This is a genomic window from Marinomonas sp. PE14-40 (assembly GCF_051623805.1).
GTDB lineage: Bacteria > Pseudomonadota > Gammaproteobacteria > Pseudomonadales > Marinomonadaceae > Marinomonas.
Genome location: NZ_CP130700.1, coordinates 412,636 through 429,420, shown reverse-complemented (window position 1 = coordinate 429,420; position 16,785 = coordinate 412,636). Strand labels below are relative to the sequence as shown.

Annotated in this window: 15 protein-coding genes; 5 read left to right on the top strand and 10 right to left on the bottom strand. The window is 41.2% G+C overall.

Going from position 1 to position 16,785, the window contains the following annotated elements:
• Positions 1 to 6: 6 nt before the first annotated feature.
• From Q0A08_RS01940 to Q0A08_RS01910, 7 genes are all read right to left on the bottom strand, one after another.
• The gene (locus tag Q0A08_RS01940) at positions 7 to 1,050 is read right to left on the bottom strand and encodes a hypothetical protein (protein ID WP_438464461.1); all 1,044 of its coding nucleotides are present in this window, start codon (positions 1,048 to 1,050) and stop codon (positions 7 to 9) included.
• On the bottom strand, positions 1,040 to 1,588 hold the full coding sequence (locus Q0A08_RS01935) for a hypothetical protein (protein ID WP_438464460.1): 549 nt from the start codon (positions 1,586 to 1,588) through the stop codon (positions 1,040 to 1,042). The genes Q0A08_RS01940 and Q0A08_RS01935 overlap by 11 nt, the downstream gene beginning before the upstream one ends.
• Entirely contained in the window at positions 1,581 to 2,438 is an 858-nt protein-coding gene (locus tag Q0A08_RS01930; RefSeq protein ID WP_438464459.1) for a hypothetical protein, read from the bottom strand. The genes Q0A08_RS01935 and Q0A08_RS01930 overlap by 8 nt, the downstream gene beginning before the upstream one ends.
• Entirely contained in the window at positions 2,435 to 3,487 is a 1,053-nt protein-coding gene (locus Q0A08_RS01925; RefSeq protein WP_438464458.1) for a hypothetical protein, read from the bottom strand. The genes Q0A08_RS01930 and Q0A08_RS01925 overlap by 4 nt, the downstream gene beginning before the upstream one ends.
• A 9-nt stretch (positions 3,488 to 3,496) precedes the next feature.
• A complete protein-coding gene (locus Q0A08_RS01920) occupies positions 3,497 to 4,657 on the bottom strand; it encodes a PLP-dependent decarboxylase (RefSeq protein WP_438464457.1) in 1,161 nt (386 codons plus the stop codon).
• A 129-nt stretch (positions 4,658 to 4,786) separates the two neighbouring features.
• On the bottom strand, positions 4,787 to 6,307 hold the full coding sequence (locus tag Q0A08_RS01915; RefSeq protein WP_438464456.1) for an AMP-binding protein: 1,521 nt from the start codon (positions 6,305 to 6,307) through the stop codon (positions 4,787 to 4,789).
• A 1,151-nt stretch (positions 6,308 to 7,458) separates the two neighbouring features.
• Positions 7,459 to 8,382 (bottom strand): AraC family transcriptional regulator, encoded by a 924-nt coding sequence (locus Q0A08_RS01910; protein WP_438464455.1) that lies wholly within the window; start codon positions 8,380 to 8,382, stop codon positions 7,459 to 7,461.
• 222 nt (positions 8,383 to 8,604) lie between these two features.
• Here Q0A08_RS01910 and Q0A08_RS01905 point away from each other — a divergent pair, with 222 nt between their 5' ends.
• On the top strand, positions 8,605 to 9,753 hold the full coding sequence (locus Q0A08_RS01905; protein ID WP_438464454.1) for an iron-containing alcohol dehydrogenase: 1,149 nt from the start codon (positions 8,605 to 8,607) through the stop codon (positions 9,751 to 9,753).
• Positions 9,754 to 9,862: 109 nt separating this feature from the next.
• Here the strand turns inward: Q0A08_RS01905 and Q0A08_RS01900 are convergent, their stop codons facing one another.
• Entirely contained in the window at positions 9,863 to 10,810 is a 948-nt protein-coding gene (locus Q0A08_RS01900; RefSeq protein ID WP_438464453.1) for an AraC family transcriptional regulator, read from the bottom strand.
• A gap of 191 nt (positions 10,811 to 11,001) precedes the next feature.
• Here Q0A08_RS01900 and Q0A08_RS01895 point away from each other — a divergent pair, with 191 nt between their 5' ends.
• From Q0A08_RS01895 to Q0A08_RS01880, 4 genes are all read left to right on the top strand, one after another.
• Positions 11,002 to 11,847 carry an NmrA family transcriptional regulator gene (locus Q0A08_RS01895; protein ID WP_438464452.1) on the top strand — a complete coding sequence of 282 codons (846 nt, stop codon included), beginning with the start codon at positions 11,002 to 11,004 and terminating at the stop codon, positions 11,845 to 11,847.
• Positions 11,847 to 12,314 carry an anthrone oxygenase family protein gene (locus Q0A08_RS01890; protein WP_438464451.1) on the top strand — a complete coding sequence of 156 codons (468 nt, stop codon included), beginning with the start codon at positions 11,847 to 11,849 and terminating at the stop codon, positions 12,312 to 12,314. The genes Q0A08_RS01895 and Q0A08_RS01890 overlap by 1 nt, the downstream gene beginning before the upstream one ends.
• Before the next feature lie 474 nt (positions 12,315 to 12,788).
• A complete protein-coding gene (locus Q0A08_RS01885; RefSeq protein WP_438464450.1) occupies positions 12,789 to 13,817 on the top strand; it encodes a TRAP transporter substrate-binding protein in 1,029 nt (342 codons plus the stop codon).
• A gap of 234 nt (positions 13,818 to 14,051) precedes the next feature.
• A complete protein-coding gene (locus tag Q0A08_RS01880; RefSeq protein WP_438464449.1) occupies positions 14,052 to 14,819 on the top strand; it encodes an IclR family transcriptional regulator in 768 nt (255 codons plus the stop codon).
• Positions 14,820 to 14,910: 91 nt separating this feature from the next.
• Here the strand turns inward: Q0A08_RS01880 and Q0A08_RS01875 are convergent, their stop codons facing one another.
• Together Q0A08_RS01875 and Q0A08_RS01870 are read right to left on the bottom strand one after the other, a co-directional pair.
• Positions 14,911 to 15,057, bottom strand: coding sequence for a hypothetical protein (locus Q0A08_RS01875; protein WP_438464448.1), 147 nt, complete (start codon positions 15,055 to 15,057; stop codon positions 14,911 to 14,913).
• A gap of 125 nt (positions 15,058 to 15,182) precedes the next feature.
• A complete protein-coding gene (locus Q0A08_RS01870) occupies positions 15,183 to 16,655 on the bottom strand; it encodes a sodium:solute symporter family protein (protein ID WP_438464447.1) in 1,473 nt (490 codons plus the stop codon).
• Positions 16,656 to 16,785: the final 130 nt, after the last annotated feature.

The window sequence follows — 16,785 nt, the reverse complement described above, 5'->3', positions numbered from 1 at the left end:
TGTTAATTATTCGGTGATCGTTTCTGACCAGCGAAAATAATGATTATTGATACCCCGATATTGGGTTTGCGGGTATTTCAGCGTGTGTTTTACCTGCTGGTAGTAACTTGCCTGACATTCGTTTTTGACATGCAAAGCCGCTTGATAAGCACTTTGATCTGATTTGATACAGCACTCACTGAGTGATGACTGAGTTAAGGCTTGATCAGCCTTAAGGCCACGACTTATCAGCATGCAACCTAAACGACCGCCACCTCCCAATGTCATCAATAGCAAAGGGCCTTTTGCCAATGCTGCTTGGTATCCCTGCAATTCAAAAAGAGGCTTGAGACTTAAAAAATGTTGCTGCCCCTGCTCTGCACTCGCAAGCCATTCACTGGTAGCAAAAGGGCCAGATAGTCGCTCTTGCAAGGCAAGCTCTAACTTCTTTCCCCATTGGGAGCTAATGGCAAAGGAAACAGGCTGAGTCGCCTCTGGTAGTTGCTTGATGTAGTCTTCGAACATCAGCAAAAGTTTTTGTGTGCCCGACATACCAAGGGGCTGAGAAAGTATGTCGCACTGCATTATGATGATGTCTTTTGGTTCAGCATGTTTTTTACGCAATACACACAAGCCAACGCAATTAAGCACAGTTAAGCCATCTTGTTCGACGTCATTGCCCACACCTAAAGAGTTTAAACAGGCTTGCTGCAAGCCTTGATCTAGCTCTAGCGCAATCACCAAGCAATCTTGGCTTTGCGATTGGCTCGCCTCAAACACAGCCGCATGAAAGCTGGTACAAGCGGCGCTGACAAATCGCAACTGACAGCCTTTTTGCATCAAATCCCGGGCAAACTCGCGAATTTTGGCATTTAACAAAGGCTTCACCTCTCCTGCGCTAATCAAGAGCACTTGCTCAGGCAAAGTCGTTAGCTGATTTAACTGAGCTTCAAGCAGACTTAAACCATGACTCACCGAGAGCACCTGCCTTGCCCAAAGGGACTCAATCACCATGCTAGCCACAGCAAGGTTTTCTGTAGGCGCAGAGCTAAAAGAAGCATCAAATTGCATCATCACACTCCTCTTTGGCAGCAATACCAAACTCAGCCAATGATTCAATAAGTTGAGCAAAGCAGGCCTCTTCATGAGAAACATCAAACTGGCTTTGGCTATAAAAACTGAGATGCATTTGATTTTCACCTTGCTCTAGCTGATATCTAAGCAGATGGTCATCAATCACCAATAGCCTTGAGACGTCACCTTTTGATACACCCTCTTTTAGGCGTAATACTTCAGGTTGAATGTCTTGCATCAAGAGCACATTAGGCTCTAATAAAACAGCGGGTAAACGCATACCACCAGGCATTGAAAGGCGAATAAGAAAGTTTACTTCGCCTTCAAAACACGCATTTGCCTGCTTCACAAAGCGCTCTAAAATTTGATAATGTTCGGCAAAATTCAGATAAATCGGTGCCTTACTGGAAGGCAATAAAGCAAAGACTTCAAAGTCGTTTTCACTTTCTAGCGGCATATATCTCGCAAGAGCAGCAGACAACTTACCCTCAAAAGGCACACGTTTAAGCTCGCCTTTAAAATGCAGCTTATTCATAGCTAGCCTCCTCATTCAGAATCAAGTGAGTGCCTTGATTCACTCGCACCTCTGCCATGGCAAAATAACCATTCAGTGCAAGCGAGGCAGCCATGTATTTTTGCTCTTCTAGGGGTGGGTTTTCCAAACTATGGCAAAGTATGGATAACCAAGGATCTGAACCAAAACAATGGCCCCAGTTATGGTGTAGATCCGGCAAGCGCCATTGTTTAGCCAATAGTTTGTTAAACATCTCTTGAATGTGTTCAGGAAAAAACGGCAACGCCAGACAAACATTGTCTCTGCCTGTCACGGTTCGTCTTACAACTGTGGCAAATTCAGCCATAGAGTTATGGGTCAGCGCACATTGAGTAATGAGTTCGTTACTGACTTCACCTGTAACCTCAAGCAAAACCGTAGTGATACCAAAACCAGACTCATGCCAGTTCTCGTTATAGCGCCAAAAAGTCAGATCATAGAGATTGGCATCTAAAATACTGACCAAAAGGAAGCGCTTCTTCTCTGCCTTGGCATAGGTTAGATAATGGCGTAACGAATAACCCCAAGAGGCACATTCATAGGCATTGATATAGGTATCTGGATTATTTGGGCCGAGTGCCGTGAGCTTTTCAGCCACATCAGACCAAGCAATATCCCCTGTGGTAAACGGCATTTCTACCATGGTCGAGCACAGAAAATGCCTGTCTATCTGGCTTCTTTCCTCTTCTGAAAGCTTGGCGAGCACCTGCTCTGTCTGGGTATGAATTAATCCAGACAACCATTCAAAACTTGCCTCTATACTTGGCCTTTGCTGATAAAGGCAAGACTTAAGCGGCTGAAAACCTATCCCTCTTACGGTTAAAGCACTCATCGTCTCGCCCTCTTCTGCTTAGCGTAGATCTCAAAAAAGCAGCGGTACGAGCTTCCTTCCATTTTAGTGAAACCCAGTAAATCCCTTTGATCAGCAAAGCTTTTTACTTTATTGCTTGCCACCAAGCTTGCTAATAACTCATTACTAGCAAACTTCAGCCCTAACACCTGATCTACGCTGTGAATGGAGAAATCTGGCTGCGCTAAAAAGTGATCTGCAAAGCCTAAAATAAAGTCGATATTGGCTTTAAGCTCGGCATCCATATCTAATCGATTTTCTTTATCCAGCCACAAAAGATGGTGCATTAAGGCTTTAACAAACCGAGGACGCACTAAGGTTAAAAAACGGTTTACACTGGCCATGCCACCTTTTTTCAGGATCTGATCTGGGCTGACTTTTACTTCACCCACCACATTGCCTAATTGCAAAGCGCCATCAAGGTAAGCACTGCCGACCTTGTCTTGCTTGAGTTCTCTCGACTGCTCAGGAGTGAGCATCAAAGTAATGGGGTAAGGCTTACCTGATTGTTTAACCACCAGCATGACAAAGCCTAAATTATGAGCTTCTATCCCCCATTTTTTATTGACTTTTAGATGATGCATACCAGTTTCATCTGGACTCACTGACAACTCTGTAGACCAATTAGCGAGACTTGGACCACCTGCATCTGTCATTAAAAAATGTCCAAAGATATCTTTCTCAAGCCAAGCATCTACCTGAGCTTGCTGCGCTTCTGTGGCAGTCAGGTTGAGCATGATAGAGCCAAACAGCCCGATAATTTGATGAAAATGCGGGCCAAAGCCGGTCTCTTTTATGGCCTTTGTTAACTCATCAATAACAAAGGTTTGCTCAAACTGAGGCAAAGGCTGCTTTACCTTGGCAACACTTAAGGGCAAACGCTGACTGAAATCATCTTCAATCAGAATTTCCGAATCTAGCAGTGACAAACAAGCTTGGTTAATCATGCGATCTAGGCTTTCAGGCAAGGCTTTGTAGCCAGCCAAAGGCGCAGTAATAAAGCCACCAAAAAGTTGTGATAAATCATTCATAATGATGGCCTATTCGATAATGTAAGTTTTAGCTTGGGGAAGCTTGAGAAATGGCGTGACCGTATAGCTAGCGTTATAGGCTCCACAGTGATCGTAAACACAGATGTCGCCAGCTTGCGGCAATAAATGCTCATCCGTTTGTTTACCGATTACATCGTCTTTAGAGCAAGAGCTCCCGACATAAGTACAAGCACCCTTTTCCGTCTCATCAGAAGTAGCATCAGTACTTGAGTCAGCATTAGGCATGCGCCATAACAAAGGTGTTTTCAGTTTACGAAAGGTGTTTTCCGTTTGAGCCAATAAGAAGTTTTGATTAATACCACCATCACAAATGGCAAAGTGGTTACCCTCAATTTGCTTGGTGTATCGAACCCGAGTAGCAAAATAACCTGCACTGGCCATTAGGCCCCTGCCTGTTTCGTGGGCAAGGATTATATGAGCTGGAAACTCGCCTAATAGCTGGCGATAAGATTCAAAGTCAAACCCTTGCTCTTGCCACTGCTCGGAAAAACCACCGCCTAAATTGACAAAACTTAGCGCTTGATCATAAAGGTGTTCCATTTCTGTAAGGATAGCGATAGCAGCCACGGCCGTGGCATTAGCCGCCTTAGTAAAACTGTAAGAGCCGTTAAATAGATGGAATCCAGCTAAGGGGATATCAAACTCTCGACATAAGCGAATCGCCTTTGTCACTGTGTCCCAATCCATACCAAATTGATCAGCACGGATATTGGGTAAATCTTGATTAAAACGCTTTAGCACAGAAGAATTAATCCGCAAAAGGACAGGTTTTAAAGGGCGTTTACCGACAAATTCGCGCAAAGCTTCAAGCTGAACCAAGTTATCAAGAATAATGGTCGAACGTGATGCTACAGCAGCTCTTAGAAACTTCTTATCAGCAGAAGGATTATTAATAAACTTCTCACTATCTCCACCAGCCACAAGGTTAAGTTCGCCAATGGAGGCAACTTCGATACCACCATCAAGGTGGTGACTGGCTCGCATCAATAAATCCGCGTTGTTATTCGCCTTCATTGAGAAGATTAACTTGGTACCTAGCGCCTTGGATAAGGCCTGATAGTTTTGTGCTACTTGGGACACGCTATAGAGATAACATGGGGTCTCAATCTGCCCTGCATTCTCTTGCAATAAGGCCTTAATCTTATCCATTTGACTCACCTTTCATTCTCCAACTGCTTGATATTGGCCTGTTTGGGACGCAAAGAACCAAAGCGATGTGTTTTCACATCACATACAACAGGCTTATTGTTATTTTTAAAGCGTAAAAATGCTTGAAAGTTAACCAGTGGATAAGCTGGCCATTAGGTGCTGCTTATCCACTTTACTATTTTGAGTTAAGGCTAATTCATCAATAAAAATCAGCTGTCTGGGTCGGTAGTTATCTTCAATTTGAGTGGTTAACCAGTCTCTAAATGCTTTTTCCTGTTCCACACCAGGATTGATAAGCTGGACATTCAGGCAGGCAATTTCATCTCCCCACCTGTCTTTATGTGGCACGATGGCGCAAAGGAAAACATTTGGGTGCAGCTCAATTTGAGACTCAAGTTCTGCTGGGTACAGACAAAATCCAGCTTGCTTGATTAGGTCTTTAGAACGACCTTTGAAGAAAAAGTATCCATCCTCGTCTTGGCTAAATAAATCCCCTGTGGCTAGCCAGTTATCATCTCGATAATCACCCGCTAAAATACAGGCTCCGGCATTCGCCATACCAAAATAACCCTGCATCAAGCTTGCGCCACGAATAAAGAGCTCACCAATTTCACCTTGCTCGACTTCATTAAAAACAGACTCTTTTTCTCCTTTTACCGGGTTAAAAATCTTAGCCTCTAAACCCGGAATAGGCACTCCCACAGAACCTAATTTACGCAAGCTGTCTTCTGGCGGTAAATACAAAGCACGCTTGCATTCAGTAAGGCCATACATGGCGAAGATTTGCAGCTGAGGCAATAACTCACTGAGCAAGCGAATATTATCTTCGGCCAAATGACCGCCCGTATTGGTCAGTTTTTTGAAATGAGGCAAAGGCTTTTTAAAGGTTTGAATCATTTTCGCGAGTGCACTCGCCATCGCAGGGACCACAGGTACTAAACTGGCTTGGCTCAACTCCAAGGCCTTAAGTACCTTGATAGGATGGAAGTCACCTTCGAATAAGGTTAATTGGCAGTCGTAAGCCAAACTAAATAGCAGTTGATATAAACCATAATCAAAAGATAAGGGTGATAAACACAGAATATGTTCTTCAGGGTGTAAAGAAAGATAATTACCAATCGAAAACATGGCATTTAAGACATTCGCATGGCTAAGCATGATGCCTTTGGGTTTACCGGTACTGCCTGAGGTATAAATAATTAAGGCTAAATCCGAACCAGAAACTCTTCTCTCAGTTTTAATATTAAAGGTCGGTTTTACTTGTTGATTTAAAAACACCTTGTCTTGATTCTTATTCAAAGTGTCTAATCGAATAAGCGAATCACCATGCAAACACACACTAGCATGACAGTCTTGCGCTATGGCAAGTCTCGCCTGTTCAGACATGGTATGTCTAACAGGCACTACAACGGCGCCTTTACTCCACAGGTAAAGCATATTCGCTAATGTTTGAGGAGTCGGTTCATCCGTCACTAGAACTGCATCGCCAAACTTTAAATTCGCTTGGCTATCAAGTCGACTTTTCAGCTGGTCACAATAGGACTCTAAGTCGGTGAAATCAAACCGCTTGGCACTGGGATAGAAGCTAATCTGCCCCTGCCAATTTCCTTCTGATACCTTATGAAAAAGATCTGCTAATGTGAACAGCATATTTCTTACTCCCTTAAGACTCACTTAGTTTTGGCCGCAGAAATCCATCAGCGTTAATTAAGATAAACGCATTCTTTAAAAATCAGCTAAAGGCAAACTAAAGAGAAAAACTTCAGATAAACATTCGAAAGAAAAATAATTAGAAGAGAACCGACTAGTTAAAAATCTTTAATACGAAAATCACTAAATGAAAAACAATAACTTCCTCAACAACCTTTCTTAAAAACAACTTAACTTTATTAGTCATTTTTTTAATTTCGATTAAATTAAAATCCACAAATTGTTTTGTCAACTGAATTTTTATTTCAGAAAAATTAAAATCAAACCAATCAACCACATCTTAAAGACAAAAAAACAATAGAAATTATGAAAAAACTGAACACATATTTAAAAACATAAAACAGATATAAAAGGCGTAAACTTAATATTGTTAATATTTTATAAACTTCATTTAAAACAAGTTATTTTTTATGAATTCAACAGGTTAGATATTACCCTTAACGTAAACTCAAGAGTTTCAAAGAAAGTATGAATAGCGATGATAATTGATTATTTGAAACTTAACTCATCGACAAATCGCACAACAAAATCTCAAAAGATACAACTTTGATGCACACAACAAGCACCAAAACTCAATTGAAAATATTTTTCATAAAAAATGTCGTTTTAGCCTTCGTATCAGTTTTTACCTTAAATAGACCAGTTTATTCACTATAACCTAGGTTATATTTTGTACAGATATTAATACAAGATAACCTCAATATTGAATAGAGATTGATGTACAACAAGAATAAATAAGACTATCGGTATCAGATTTTGAGATTGAATCGTTATTCAATGAAATGATGTAGTACTCATAATTTATATTTTTTATTTTCGTTTATATAATAATACTTTCGTTTATTCATGCTATTACTATATTTGATAACCCTAATACAAAAACCGACCAGTTTGTTTAAAGTTATCAGCTTTTAGTTATATTAAAGACCAAGTGAGATTATTTAAATTAGACCAAAGGACTAGGCACCCTATTTTTAACTTTCCTTTTACCTTCCTTAAACCTAATTCATGTTTTAGGCTTAATATCATTTAAATAATACGAATATATTTAGTGAGTTTATTAACATAAGAGGAGGGATTATCATTATCATTCAGGCGAATGATCTTGGTGTGCTATTAAAATAGCGCTTAAATTCACGGCTAAACTGGGTTGGGCTAGCATATCCCACCAAGGTAGCAGCTTCGCTAGCTCGCTTTCCCTCGAGATTTATTAAGTCCTTCGCCTTACTAAGACGAATCTTTTTTAAGTATTGCAATGGGGTTTCACTGGTTACTTCACGAAAAGCTCGGTGAAAACCAGACAAACTCATATGGACTTGCTGGGCAAGGTCTTCAACCCTAATTTCATCGGCATAGGCAAGATGAAGGTGGTTAAGTACTTTCGCTATGCGGGCATAGTGTCCGTCATGCTGAGCTAAATCAAATAAGATGTGACCATGTCGACCTAATAGTGTGCGATAGACAATTTCTTTTACTATGCCTTCGCCAAGCACTTTCGCATCGCGATCACAAAGCAACACTTTGAGTAGGCGCGCTAAAGCATCATCTAATTCCTCATTGAGACTTTCAGATTGAAGCCCTAAATTCAGCTTTTTCTCTCTATGATCTTTATTAGCCAGATATGGCGCGGCCAAGTCTGAGCTTTGCCTCTGAGAAAAGGCACCTTCTGTAAGCTGATTAACTAAGGTATGTAATAGCTGAGCATCTACATCAATGGACAAGCCTAAAATTGGCTTATCGTCTTGCGTATAAGCTTCACACTCCAATGGCATAGGCACCCCAACTACCACATAGTCCCCTGCGCCATATGTCACACTTTTCCCACCTAGATAGATTTTTTTATGCCCTTGCCCCATAGCAACGATTCCGGATTGATACAGAAATGGTTGTCGCGAATTCCCTACTGGACTGCGATAAAAATACACACCTTCAACTAATGTTTTAGCAACACCGTCAAGTTGATTGAGGTTTTTTCTATCAGCATACGACTGCATTAATAAGGCAAGTTTAGACATAAAAGACTCAGATAAAGGTTTTACAAACAATAAAAATCAGATTAAACACGTTTATCAAAAATAATTGTTAATACATAAATAGGCAAGTTTTAGCTATTAAACACTCTATTTACATTAATTTTGCAATGATATTATGCAATCATCAAATAAAACAAAGATACTCACTTTTAAGGGGAAAGAGAGTCTCCTTGTTCGTTATCAGAAGACTCAAAGAGGTAAAAGATGGAATTTTCATATGTAAACCACACCCAAATACATTTTGGTAAAGGTCAAATCGCTAGCATTAAAAACAGCATTAACACCAAAGACAAAGTGTTATTCATTTATGGCGGCGGCTCGATCAAAAAAAATGGCGTTTACCAAGAAGTCGTTGACGCCTTGGCAGACCATGCATGGGTTGAGTTTTCAGGCGTTGAGCCTAACCCAACAATGGAAACCTTAGATAAGGCGGTCGCTCTGGCTAAACAAGAAGGCGTTAATTTTATTTTGGCAGTAGGCGGTGGTTCTGTTATCGATGGCTCTAAATATGTAGCAGCAGCTAGCCTTTATGATGGCGCTGGTTGGGATATTCTCGAAGGCAAGCACTCCCCTCAATCAGCTCTACCTATTGGCGCCATTTTAACATTGCCTGCAACGGGGTCAGAATCTAACCCTGCTGCAGTCATTACAAGAGCAGCCACCCAAGAAAAGCTCTCTTTTTATAACCCAATTGTAAGACCGACTTTTGCTGTTTTAGATGCCCATGTGATGAAAACATTGCCTGAACGCCAGTTAGCAAACGGTCTAGTTGATGCTTGGGTTCATGTTTGTGAGCAATACATTACTTACCCGACAGGTGCCATGGTACAAGATGGTTATGCTGAAACATTGCTGAAGAACCTACTTGTCTTAGCTAAGGACTATGACAATAGAGATAATGATGCATGGCGTGAAAATCTAATGTGGACAGCTAATCAGGCGCTAAACGGCTTAATCAGCGTGGGTGTACCACAAGATTGGGCAACCCATATGATAGGCCATGAATTTACAGCACGTTATGGTGTCGATCATGCTCGCTCGCTAACGCTTGTGCAGCCTTCATTGCTTCGCCATCAAATCGAAGCGAAACGAGGCAAGTTAGAACAGATGGGGAAGAATGTGTTTGGATTTGCAGAATCAGATAAACTTGCTGAGCAAACAATCGATGCGATTGAACATTTTTATCAGAGTTTGAACCTAGAGACACGCTTTAGCCCAGAGGGAGAAGATAGAAGTACCAGCATCAATAATCTCATGGCCCAAATTGAAGCCCACGGCCTAACAGCTATTGGTGAAAACCAAGCGCTTGGTCTAAAAGAAATACGTGAAATACTTGAAGATGTGATTGTTTAACACACTTTGTACCATCCTATTTGTCGCTTCTCTAATAGAAGATTCAAATGGGATGGTTTCTATCATCTCCTTTCCCTCTTAGAAAGACATCAATTCACACTTGTTAGCCTTAAGCTTTAGTCTGACTAGGAGAAAAACCCATCACTCGCTTAAACGCTCTAGAGAATGCCGCTTCCGAGCTATAACCTAAGCCTTCTGCCAAGCTAATTAGTGGTTCATGATTCTTCTTAAGCTTATGGTGAGCAATACTCATCCGCCATTCAGTGACATAGTTTTTGACCGTGTTACCCATTGTTTGGGTAAAATGTGCCGAAAACCCTGAACGTGACATACCACATTCTCTAGCCAGAGAATCGACTGTCCAGTTCTTCTCAGGCTCATGATGAATCGCTCTTAATGCTATGCCTAAATGCTTATCTTTGATTGCCCCTAACCAACCTTGATTCGCTTCTGGTGACTCTTCTAACCAATGGCGAATTAATTGAATCACTAAAATATCTGCCAAATGGGTAATGATGGTTTCTCCACCCGGTTTTAAAAGACGTGCTTCATGAGTAATCAGTTCAAGGCTTGCTTTGAGCCAATTTGCCTTACCTTGCTCTAAACTTTGCAATAAAATCATCTTAGGGAGCGACTTCACTAACTGCATCCCTGTAAATTCATCAAAACCCACTACCCCGCAGATTAACTCGGTTTTCTCACCTTCTCCAAAAATGTCTAAGGTTTCATAACGTTCACTCACCCGCTTAACACCTGTATCAAAAAAAGGTGTCGGTTCCAGGTCTGGATCACTAGATAAGGTATGCCCTAAACCATGCGGTATGAGTAAAAGCGCTCCTTGCTGTAATTTTTGAGGAGCCTCACCTTTTAGGCTTAACCAGCAAGAACCTTGATTAATGATATGAAACATCATTTTCCCAGGCAAGACAGGCATAGCGAGAGACCAGCCCCCTGCAAGATGAGAACGACAATACAAACTTCCATCTAGCCTCAGCTGATGCAGGACTTCTCCAAGAGGATCATTTGCAGTTGGATAAACAAGGTTATCTAGCGTCATTTTGTTCCCTTTTTCTACTCAAAAACCATCTATAAAAGTGATTTACTTAGTTTAGACGAATTATCAAATAACATGGACAGTAAGGAATTAATCATCCATCAAAAATCGAGAATACTGGGTACCCATGAAAGGAGCAATCCCAAGGTAGCTTTCTTATTAATTCCCAAGCTAAGTTTTAGAGGTAGATGGCAATGAAAAATCGTACATTAATAATTGGTAAACAAGGTAAAACAGGTCACCGTGTTGAAGAACGTTTGATCGCAGCAGGTTATGAAACTCGTGCAGTATCACGCAGTACAACACCTTCTTTTGATTGGCTAAAACCCGAAACTTGGTTAGATGCTATGCAAGGCTGCACCACTGCCTATGTTTGTTTTCAGCCAGACTTAGCGGTACCTGGTGCACAAGAAGCCATTACGGAATTTGTTCGTCAGGCAAAAATGGCAGGTATTCATCACATCGTATTGCTATCGGGCCGTGGCGAAGAGGGTGCCCAAAAAGCTGAGAAAATCTTGATTGATAGCGGCCTTTATTGGAATGTCGTTCGTGCGAGCTGGTTCTCTCAAAACTTTAGCGAAGGCTTTTTAATCGATGGCGTTTTATCAGGACAAATTGCCCTCCCTTCTGGCGATATTCCAGAGCCTTTTATCGATGTGGATGACATCGCTGATGTCGCCTTTGCTTGTTTGACTGAAAAACGCTTAATTAATCAAGTGTTTGAAGTCACAGGCCCTGAAGCAATCACCTTGAATGATTGCGCCAGAATTATCGCCAAGGTCACTCAAAGGGACATTATGTTTGTTCCTATTACGGCCGAGCAGTTTATTTCTGCACTTAGCGAACAAGGTCTACCGGATGATGTTCTTTGGCTAATGAACGAATTATTTACTGTGGTAATGGATGGCAGAAACAGCGAGCCTCAAGATGGTGTTAAAAAAGCGCTTGGGCGACCTGCAACGTCTTTCTACGATTACGCTACTAAGGCCTTCGCTTCTGGTGTCTGGTCACTACCTACGCCAGAAGTAGAAAACGGTTAATGCCTGTTTTACACAGCGAATTTTTCATAGGGATAGCTGCCATCAGCACAGGCATGATGGCAGGCATTTACTTCGCTTTCTCCGTTTTCATTATGGATTCATTTAAAACATTACCCAGCCCTACGGCTGTTGCCAGCATGCAAAGCATTAATAAAGTCATACTCACATCTGGCTTTATGCCTTTGTTTTTTGGCTCTAGCTTATTGTCTCTAACGTTAATATTTATAGTAGACAACCCTCTAGAAGCACCTTGGGTAAAAGGGGCTGGGGCTATCTATGTCGTTGGTATGTTCCTTTGCACTCTGTTTTTTAACGTGCCTTTGAACAATCGTCTTGAAAATGCCAAAGGCGAAAAGGAAGCACAGCTAATCTGGTTCATGTACAAGGTGCAATGGACTCGCTGGAATCATCTAAGAAGTTTCAGCTCTTTTTTAGCCTGCATAGGCTATATTGTGGCACTTGTTTAAGAGATCCTCTCAAACGGGTTTAGCTTGATATAAACCCGTTTTGGCTCAACTCTCTTATGCTATCTTACTTTCTTGAGTCTTTACTCTTTTACTCTAAGCAGCCTCTAGTCTAAAAAGCGTTGAACCGCTTTACTGGCATTATCTTGAATTTTTCATCAATGAGATCTTTAAATAAGAACCCTTGCTCGCCAATTGGACCTGTTAGCCCTTTTTTACTCGCATAGAAAACACCGGTTTGATACACCTCATTTTGTAACTCTTCGACAAAACGTTTTGCCTGTGCTCCTACTCTTTAATACACCTTTTATGAAAATTCAGCCCTCTTGTAAGAAAAAATAAGCCATATAAAACAATTATTAAGAAATTTGATAAACTTTATTTAACCGCAATACAATACATATAAACCGCAATATGGTTTAATGATTCAATTTACAGCAAGTGTCTTTCAACATTTTTAACTATGGGAAAACAATAATGAAAAACCATATTAAAATTTCAGCGATTACTCTTTCATCGGTTACTAGCGTATTTTGGCTAAATTCAAGTTATGCCACAGAACTCAAGGTCAATTGTTTTTGGCCAGCGCAACATATAGTTTGCCAAGAAGTATTACCCACTTGGCTGAAGCAGGTCGAAAAAGCGTCCCAAGGAAGGGTAAAAGGTAAGGTTTTGGCAAGCTCAGCTGCCAGCCCAGAGGAGCAGGTTCAAGCGGTTGAAGCAGGTATCATAGATGTCGCGGTGCAATTTAATGGTTTTATACCTGAGCAAACGACAGGCGCACTCGTTGCTATGACGCCTTTTGTTGCATCCAATGATGCCAGAGCCATGTCATCTGCTTTATGGCAAACCAACCGAAAGTTTTTTCCAGACGAGTTAAACCAAATTCACCTTTTATCGCAATGGGTGATTTCACCTGCTGAATTATATAGCCAAACAGAACACCCCATAAATTCAATGTCAGAACTAAGGTCTCGCACCCTTTGGTCTTTACCCGGTGTACTAGAAACCCTAATGAACCAAGTAGGTGCTAAAGTCATTGCTATTCCGCCAGTAAGAGCGAGTGAAGTAATCAGCACAGGCGTGGTTAATGGCCACATAGGCTTAGACCCAGGCGATGTCAGCGCGTTTAAACTCTTTCCTTATACAAAATCTATGACGCGCTTTAAACACAATGTGTATGCAAGTGGCTTCTCTTTAGTGATGAATAAAGCCGTTTGGCAAGGATTATCTCCTGAAGATAGAACAGCACTCTCTTCAGTAAGCGGTGAAAGCTTTGCTCAACTAGCCTCTGGTTATTGGCAAGACACGACGCAAGCAGCCTTTAATAAGTTTGAAGCAAAAGGAGTGACTATTATCGATGCCGACCCAAGCTTTGAAGCGGCGTTGAAACAAGCATCCTTACCTATGACACAAGCTTGGATTGAGAAAGCAAACAGCAGGGGAATCGATGGACAAGCAGCTTATGATTTTTATACTCAGCAAGTACTTAAGCTATCTCAATAAGCAAAAACTTAAGATGATAAATCTATGTCGATTTGATTAAAAAGGTAATTTTTTGGCTTTGGGCCCTGCCGTTTAGGCTAGGTCCAACTCAATTTAGATTTGTATCGATTAAGCCAAGATGAAACCTTATTAAAACGGAACTGGATTGAGATTTAGTTCTGCCTGATAAATACTCACTATGTTATGATGCCAAATCATAAAATGATTAAAAATTAATAAGATAAAAGAAAAATTATGGAAAAAGAAAGCAGCTCTCGCCAAGGCGTTCAAGTAATTGCACGAGCAGCAGCCATTTTACGTGTGCTAGAAAATCAGCCTGATGGCCTTAGTTTAGGCGCCATTGCAAAAGCGCTCGGTTTAGCACGTTCAACGGTGCAGCGTATCGTCTATGCATTAGATGAAGAACGCTTTGTCATTGCTGCCTCACCTACAGGAAGAGTAAGGCTCGGTCCAGGTTTAGTATCGCTTGGATCAGCGGCTAAAGCGGATATTGATAGGGTCATTTTGCCCTATATGAAACAGCTTTCGGATGAAATTGAAGAAACCGTTGATCTATCCGTCCATGATGGCTCATCCATGATTTTCATCGATCAAATTATCACTGAAAAGCAAAGGCTAATGGCCGTTTCGGCTGTCGGTCAGCCCTTCCCTATCCATAGCTGTGCCAATGGCAAAGCCGTTCTAGCGGCCATGAGTGATGATGAGATTAATAAGTTACTTACCTACCCTCTTGAACGTTCTACCAACAAAACCTTAGTTGAAGAAAATGAACTTCAAGAAGATATTAATAAGATTCGTAAAACGGGCGTAGCCTTTGATTTAGAAGAACACCATCAAGGCTTATGCGCTGTGGGAGCTTGTATTTCTGGACCATACGGGCAAAACCTAGCTTTATCTATTCCTGTGCCTTCTGTTCGTTTTTATGGAAATGAAGACAAGTTAGCTAAAATCTTATTAAAGTACTGTAATATTATAGAAGTGGCGTTAGGTAAGGTTTCTTAACTTTTCTGACTTACTGATTGTTTCATTCCTACATATAAAAATGCCTTTCTTATCTCTAAGAAAGGCATTTTTATTCCTTGCTTGCACCTAATTATTCTTTGTTAGACATCTCTTTAAGCTCGTCATTCGACTCTTCTTTAGAAAGAGTTTTCGAGTAATAAAGGGAGACTAGGTAAAAAACGACACCAAAAGCGATCACGCCTAACATCCATAGCTCAGTACCTGCATCAAGACTCATGATTAAGCTCCTAGTTTCTCAATAATTTTAGACACTAAAATCGACGCCAAGACGATGCCCATAATAGTAACAAACGAAATAAGTAGTAGTTCTGTCGCAAAATTCATTACTTTTCTCCTATCCAATTAAGCTTGTGCTGTTAGAGGTTGTTTTGCGTCTTTCGACTCTCTGAATAAACCGGGTTTTGCATGAGTCACTAAGGCATTACCTATCAAGGTGGTTAACAAAGAAACAATCGCAACGATATGAGCATTTTCAAATGCAGCTAAACCTATGCTGTGCTTAATATCACTAAAGGACCATAGCAGGTTCACTATCCATGCAGATAAGACAACCATAAGGGCTACACCTGAATGGCGCTTCCAATACAGGCCTGTCACTATGATAAAGAAGAAGGGTACTAACCAAGCAAATAACCAAGTAATTGCCAAAATAACATTTGGTTGGAAGAAAAAGGTCATACTAGCTGCAATGATACCAATTAGAATGATCACATTACGGATCACACTTTGCTCCATTTTAGCGGATAACCCACCTTTAACATTCGCTCCAACGATGTCTTTAGCAAAGATGGTTGCTGGCGCAAGCGCTGACATGGCAAAGGTTGAAAGCAAAGCACCTAAAAAGCCCGCTTGAAGTAAAACCACCAACCATGAAGGTAAAAGCTCAACTATCATGGTTGCCCCTGCTAACTTTGGACCTAAAGCAGCAAATTCAGGAATAGTAGCCGCTGCTAGCCCCACCAGCACAGGAAATACCCCAAACATGCCGTTTATGGGTGCAGCTATCCATAATGAACGCTTGATGACCTTTTCATCTTTTGCAGACATTGCAGATTGCATGCCTTGCTGGTTAACAGATTGAGAAAACACCACTGAGAAAATCGCCGCCAATGCAAAGCCAACTAACAGATCTGGCGTCCCTAAAATGGATAATTTAAACGCTTGATCATTCTCAACATAATGCGCTGTCACCCCCTCCCAACCGCCGGGAATAACAAAGGCAAGATAAATACCTGCAATGATAATAGAGGTATACATGACAATGGCATTGATCAAGTTGACCCACATAGTCTGCTTGATTCCACCCATACAAACATATGCAGTGCCTATAGCGGCCCCCAGAACAGATGACCAACCTAATGACCAATCTGACATAGCAGAAATACCTATGCCCAGTGTTTGAGTTTCAAGCGTCACAAGCCCAAATACAACCATGGCACCAACACAGGCGGTATAGGTTCTTAACCGCTTGTTATAAAGCTTGCCAATCAATTCAGGAATGGTTGATGTGCCTATTCGGCGAATCCAACGCCCTGTTCCTAAGCAAATAACACAAATTAATATGGTATGTGCAAAGCAGAACCAAAGCGCAACTGCACCCAACACAAAGGACATTTCCATTAACCCGTATACGTGGGCAGAGCCAAGATAGGTAATCGCGATAGTGACAGAAAACATAGCAATACCTGCATCACGCCCCCCTAAAGCCATATCAGTAATTGAGTGAGTTTGCTTTTCTTTCCATCTTAGATACCAGCCTATTCCACCAATCACAAAGATGTTATAGATAAGTACCATGAGTAATATACTGCTCATACTAAACCTCGATAATATTATTTTTATTTTATCTGTAGGGAAGTGAGGTTTTAGTTTCCTCTTCTCAGTCTGATAAAACAAATCATCACACACTGAGACGGGAATACTGCGTTCGCCACTTCCTTGGTTA

What these genes read in the sequence shown, in the direction of transcription:
- Q0A08_RS01890 (WP_438464451.1), top strand. Translation starts at nt 11,847, where the DNA reads ATGCCTGTTTTACACAGCGAATTTTTCATAGGGATAGCTGCCATCAGC.
- Q0A08_RS01900 (WP_438464453.1), bottom strand. Translation starts at nt 10,810, where the DNA reads ATGACGCTAGATAACCTTGTTTATCCAACTGCAAATGATCCTCTTGGA.
- Q0A08_RS01905 (WP_438464454.1), top strand. Translation starts at nt 8,605, where the DNA reads ATGGAATTTTCATATGTAAACCACACCCAAATACATTTTGGTAAAGGT.
- Q0A08_RS01880 (WP_438464449.1), top strand. Translation starts at nt 14,052, where the DNA reads ATGGAAAAAGAAAGCAGCTCTCGCCAAGGCGTTCAAGTAATTGCACGA.
- Q0A08_RS01920 (WP_438464457.1), bottom strand. Translation starts at nt 4,657, where the DNA reads ATGGATAAGATTAAGGCCTTATTGCAAGAGAATGCAGGGCAGATTGAG.
- Q0A08_RS01875 (WP_438464448.1), bottom strand. Translation starts at nt 15,057, where the DNA reads ATGAGTCTTGATGCAGGTACTGAGCTATGGATGTTAGGCGTGATCGCT.
- Q0A08_RS01870 (WP_438464447.1), bottom strand. Translation starts at nt 16,655, where the DNA reads ATGAGCAGTATATTACTCATGGTACTTATCTATAACATCTTTGTGATT.
- Q0A08_RS01885 (WP_438464450.1), top strand. Translation starts at nt 12,789, where the DNA reads ATGAAAAACCATATTAAAATTTCAGCGATTACTCTTTCATCGGTTACT.
- Q0A08_RS01935 (WP_438464460.1), bottom strand. Translation starts at nt 1,588, where the DNA reads ATGAATAAGCTGCATTTTAAAGGCGAGCTTAAACGTGTGCCTTTTGAG.
- Q0A08_RS01915 (WP_438464456.1), bottom strand. Translation starts at nt 6,307, where the DNA reads ATGCTGTTCACATTAGCAGATCTTTTTCATAAGGTATCAGAAGGAAAT.
- Q0A08_RS01930 (WP_438464459.1), bottom strand. Translation starts at nt 2,438, where the DNA reads ATGAGTGCTTTAACCGTAAGAGGGATAGGTTTTCAGCCGCTTAAGTCT.
- Q0A08_RS01940 (WP_438464461.1), bottom strand. Translation starts at nt 1,050, where the DNA reads ATGCAATTTGATGCTTCTTTTAGCTCTGCGCCTACAGAAAACCTTGCT.
- Q0A08_RS01895 (WP_438464452.1), top strand. Translation starts at nt 11,002, where the DNA reads ATGAAAAATCGTACATTAATAATTGGTAAACAAGGTAAAACAGGTCAC.
- Q0A08_RS01925 (WP_438464458.1), bottom strand. Translation starts at nt 3,487, where the DNA reads ATGAATGATTTATCACAACTTTTTGGTGGCTTTATTACTGCGCCTTTG.
- Q0A08_RS01910 (WP_438464455.1), bottom strand. Translation starts at nt 8,382, where the DNA reads ATGTCTAAACTTGCCTTATTAATGCAGTCGTATGCTGATAGAAAAAAC.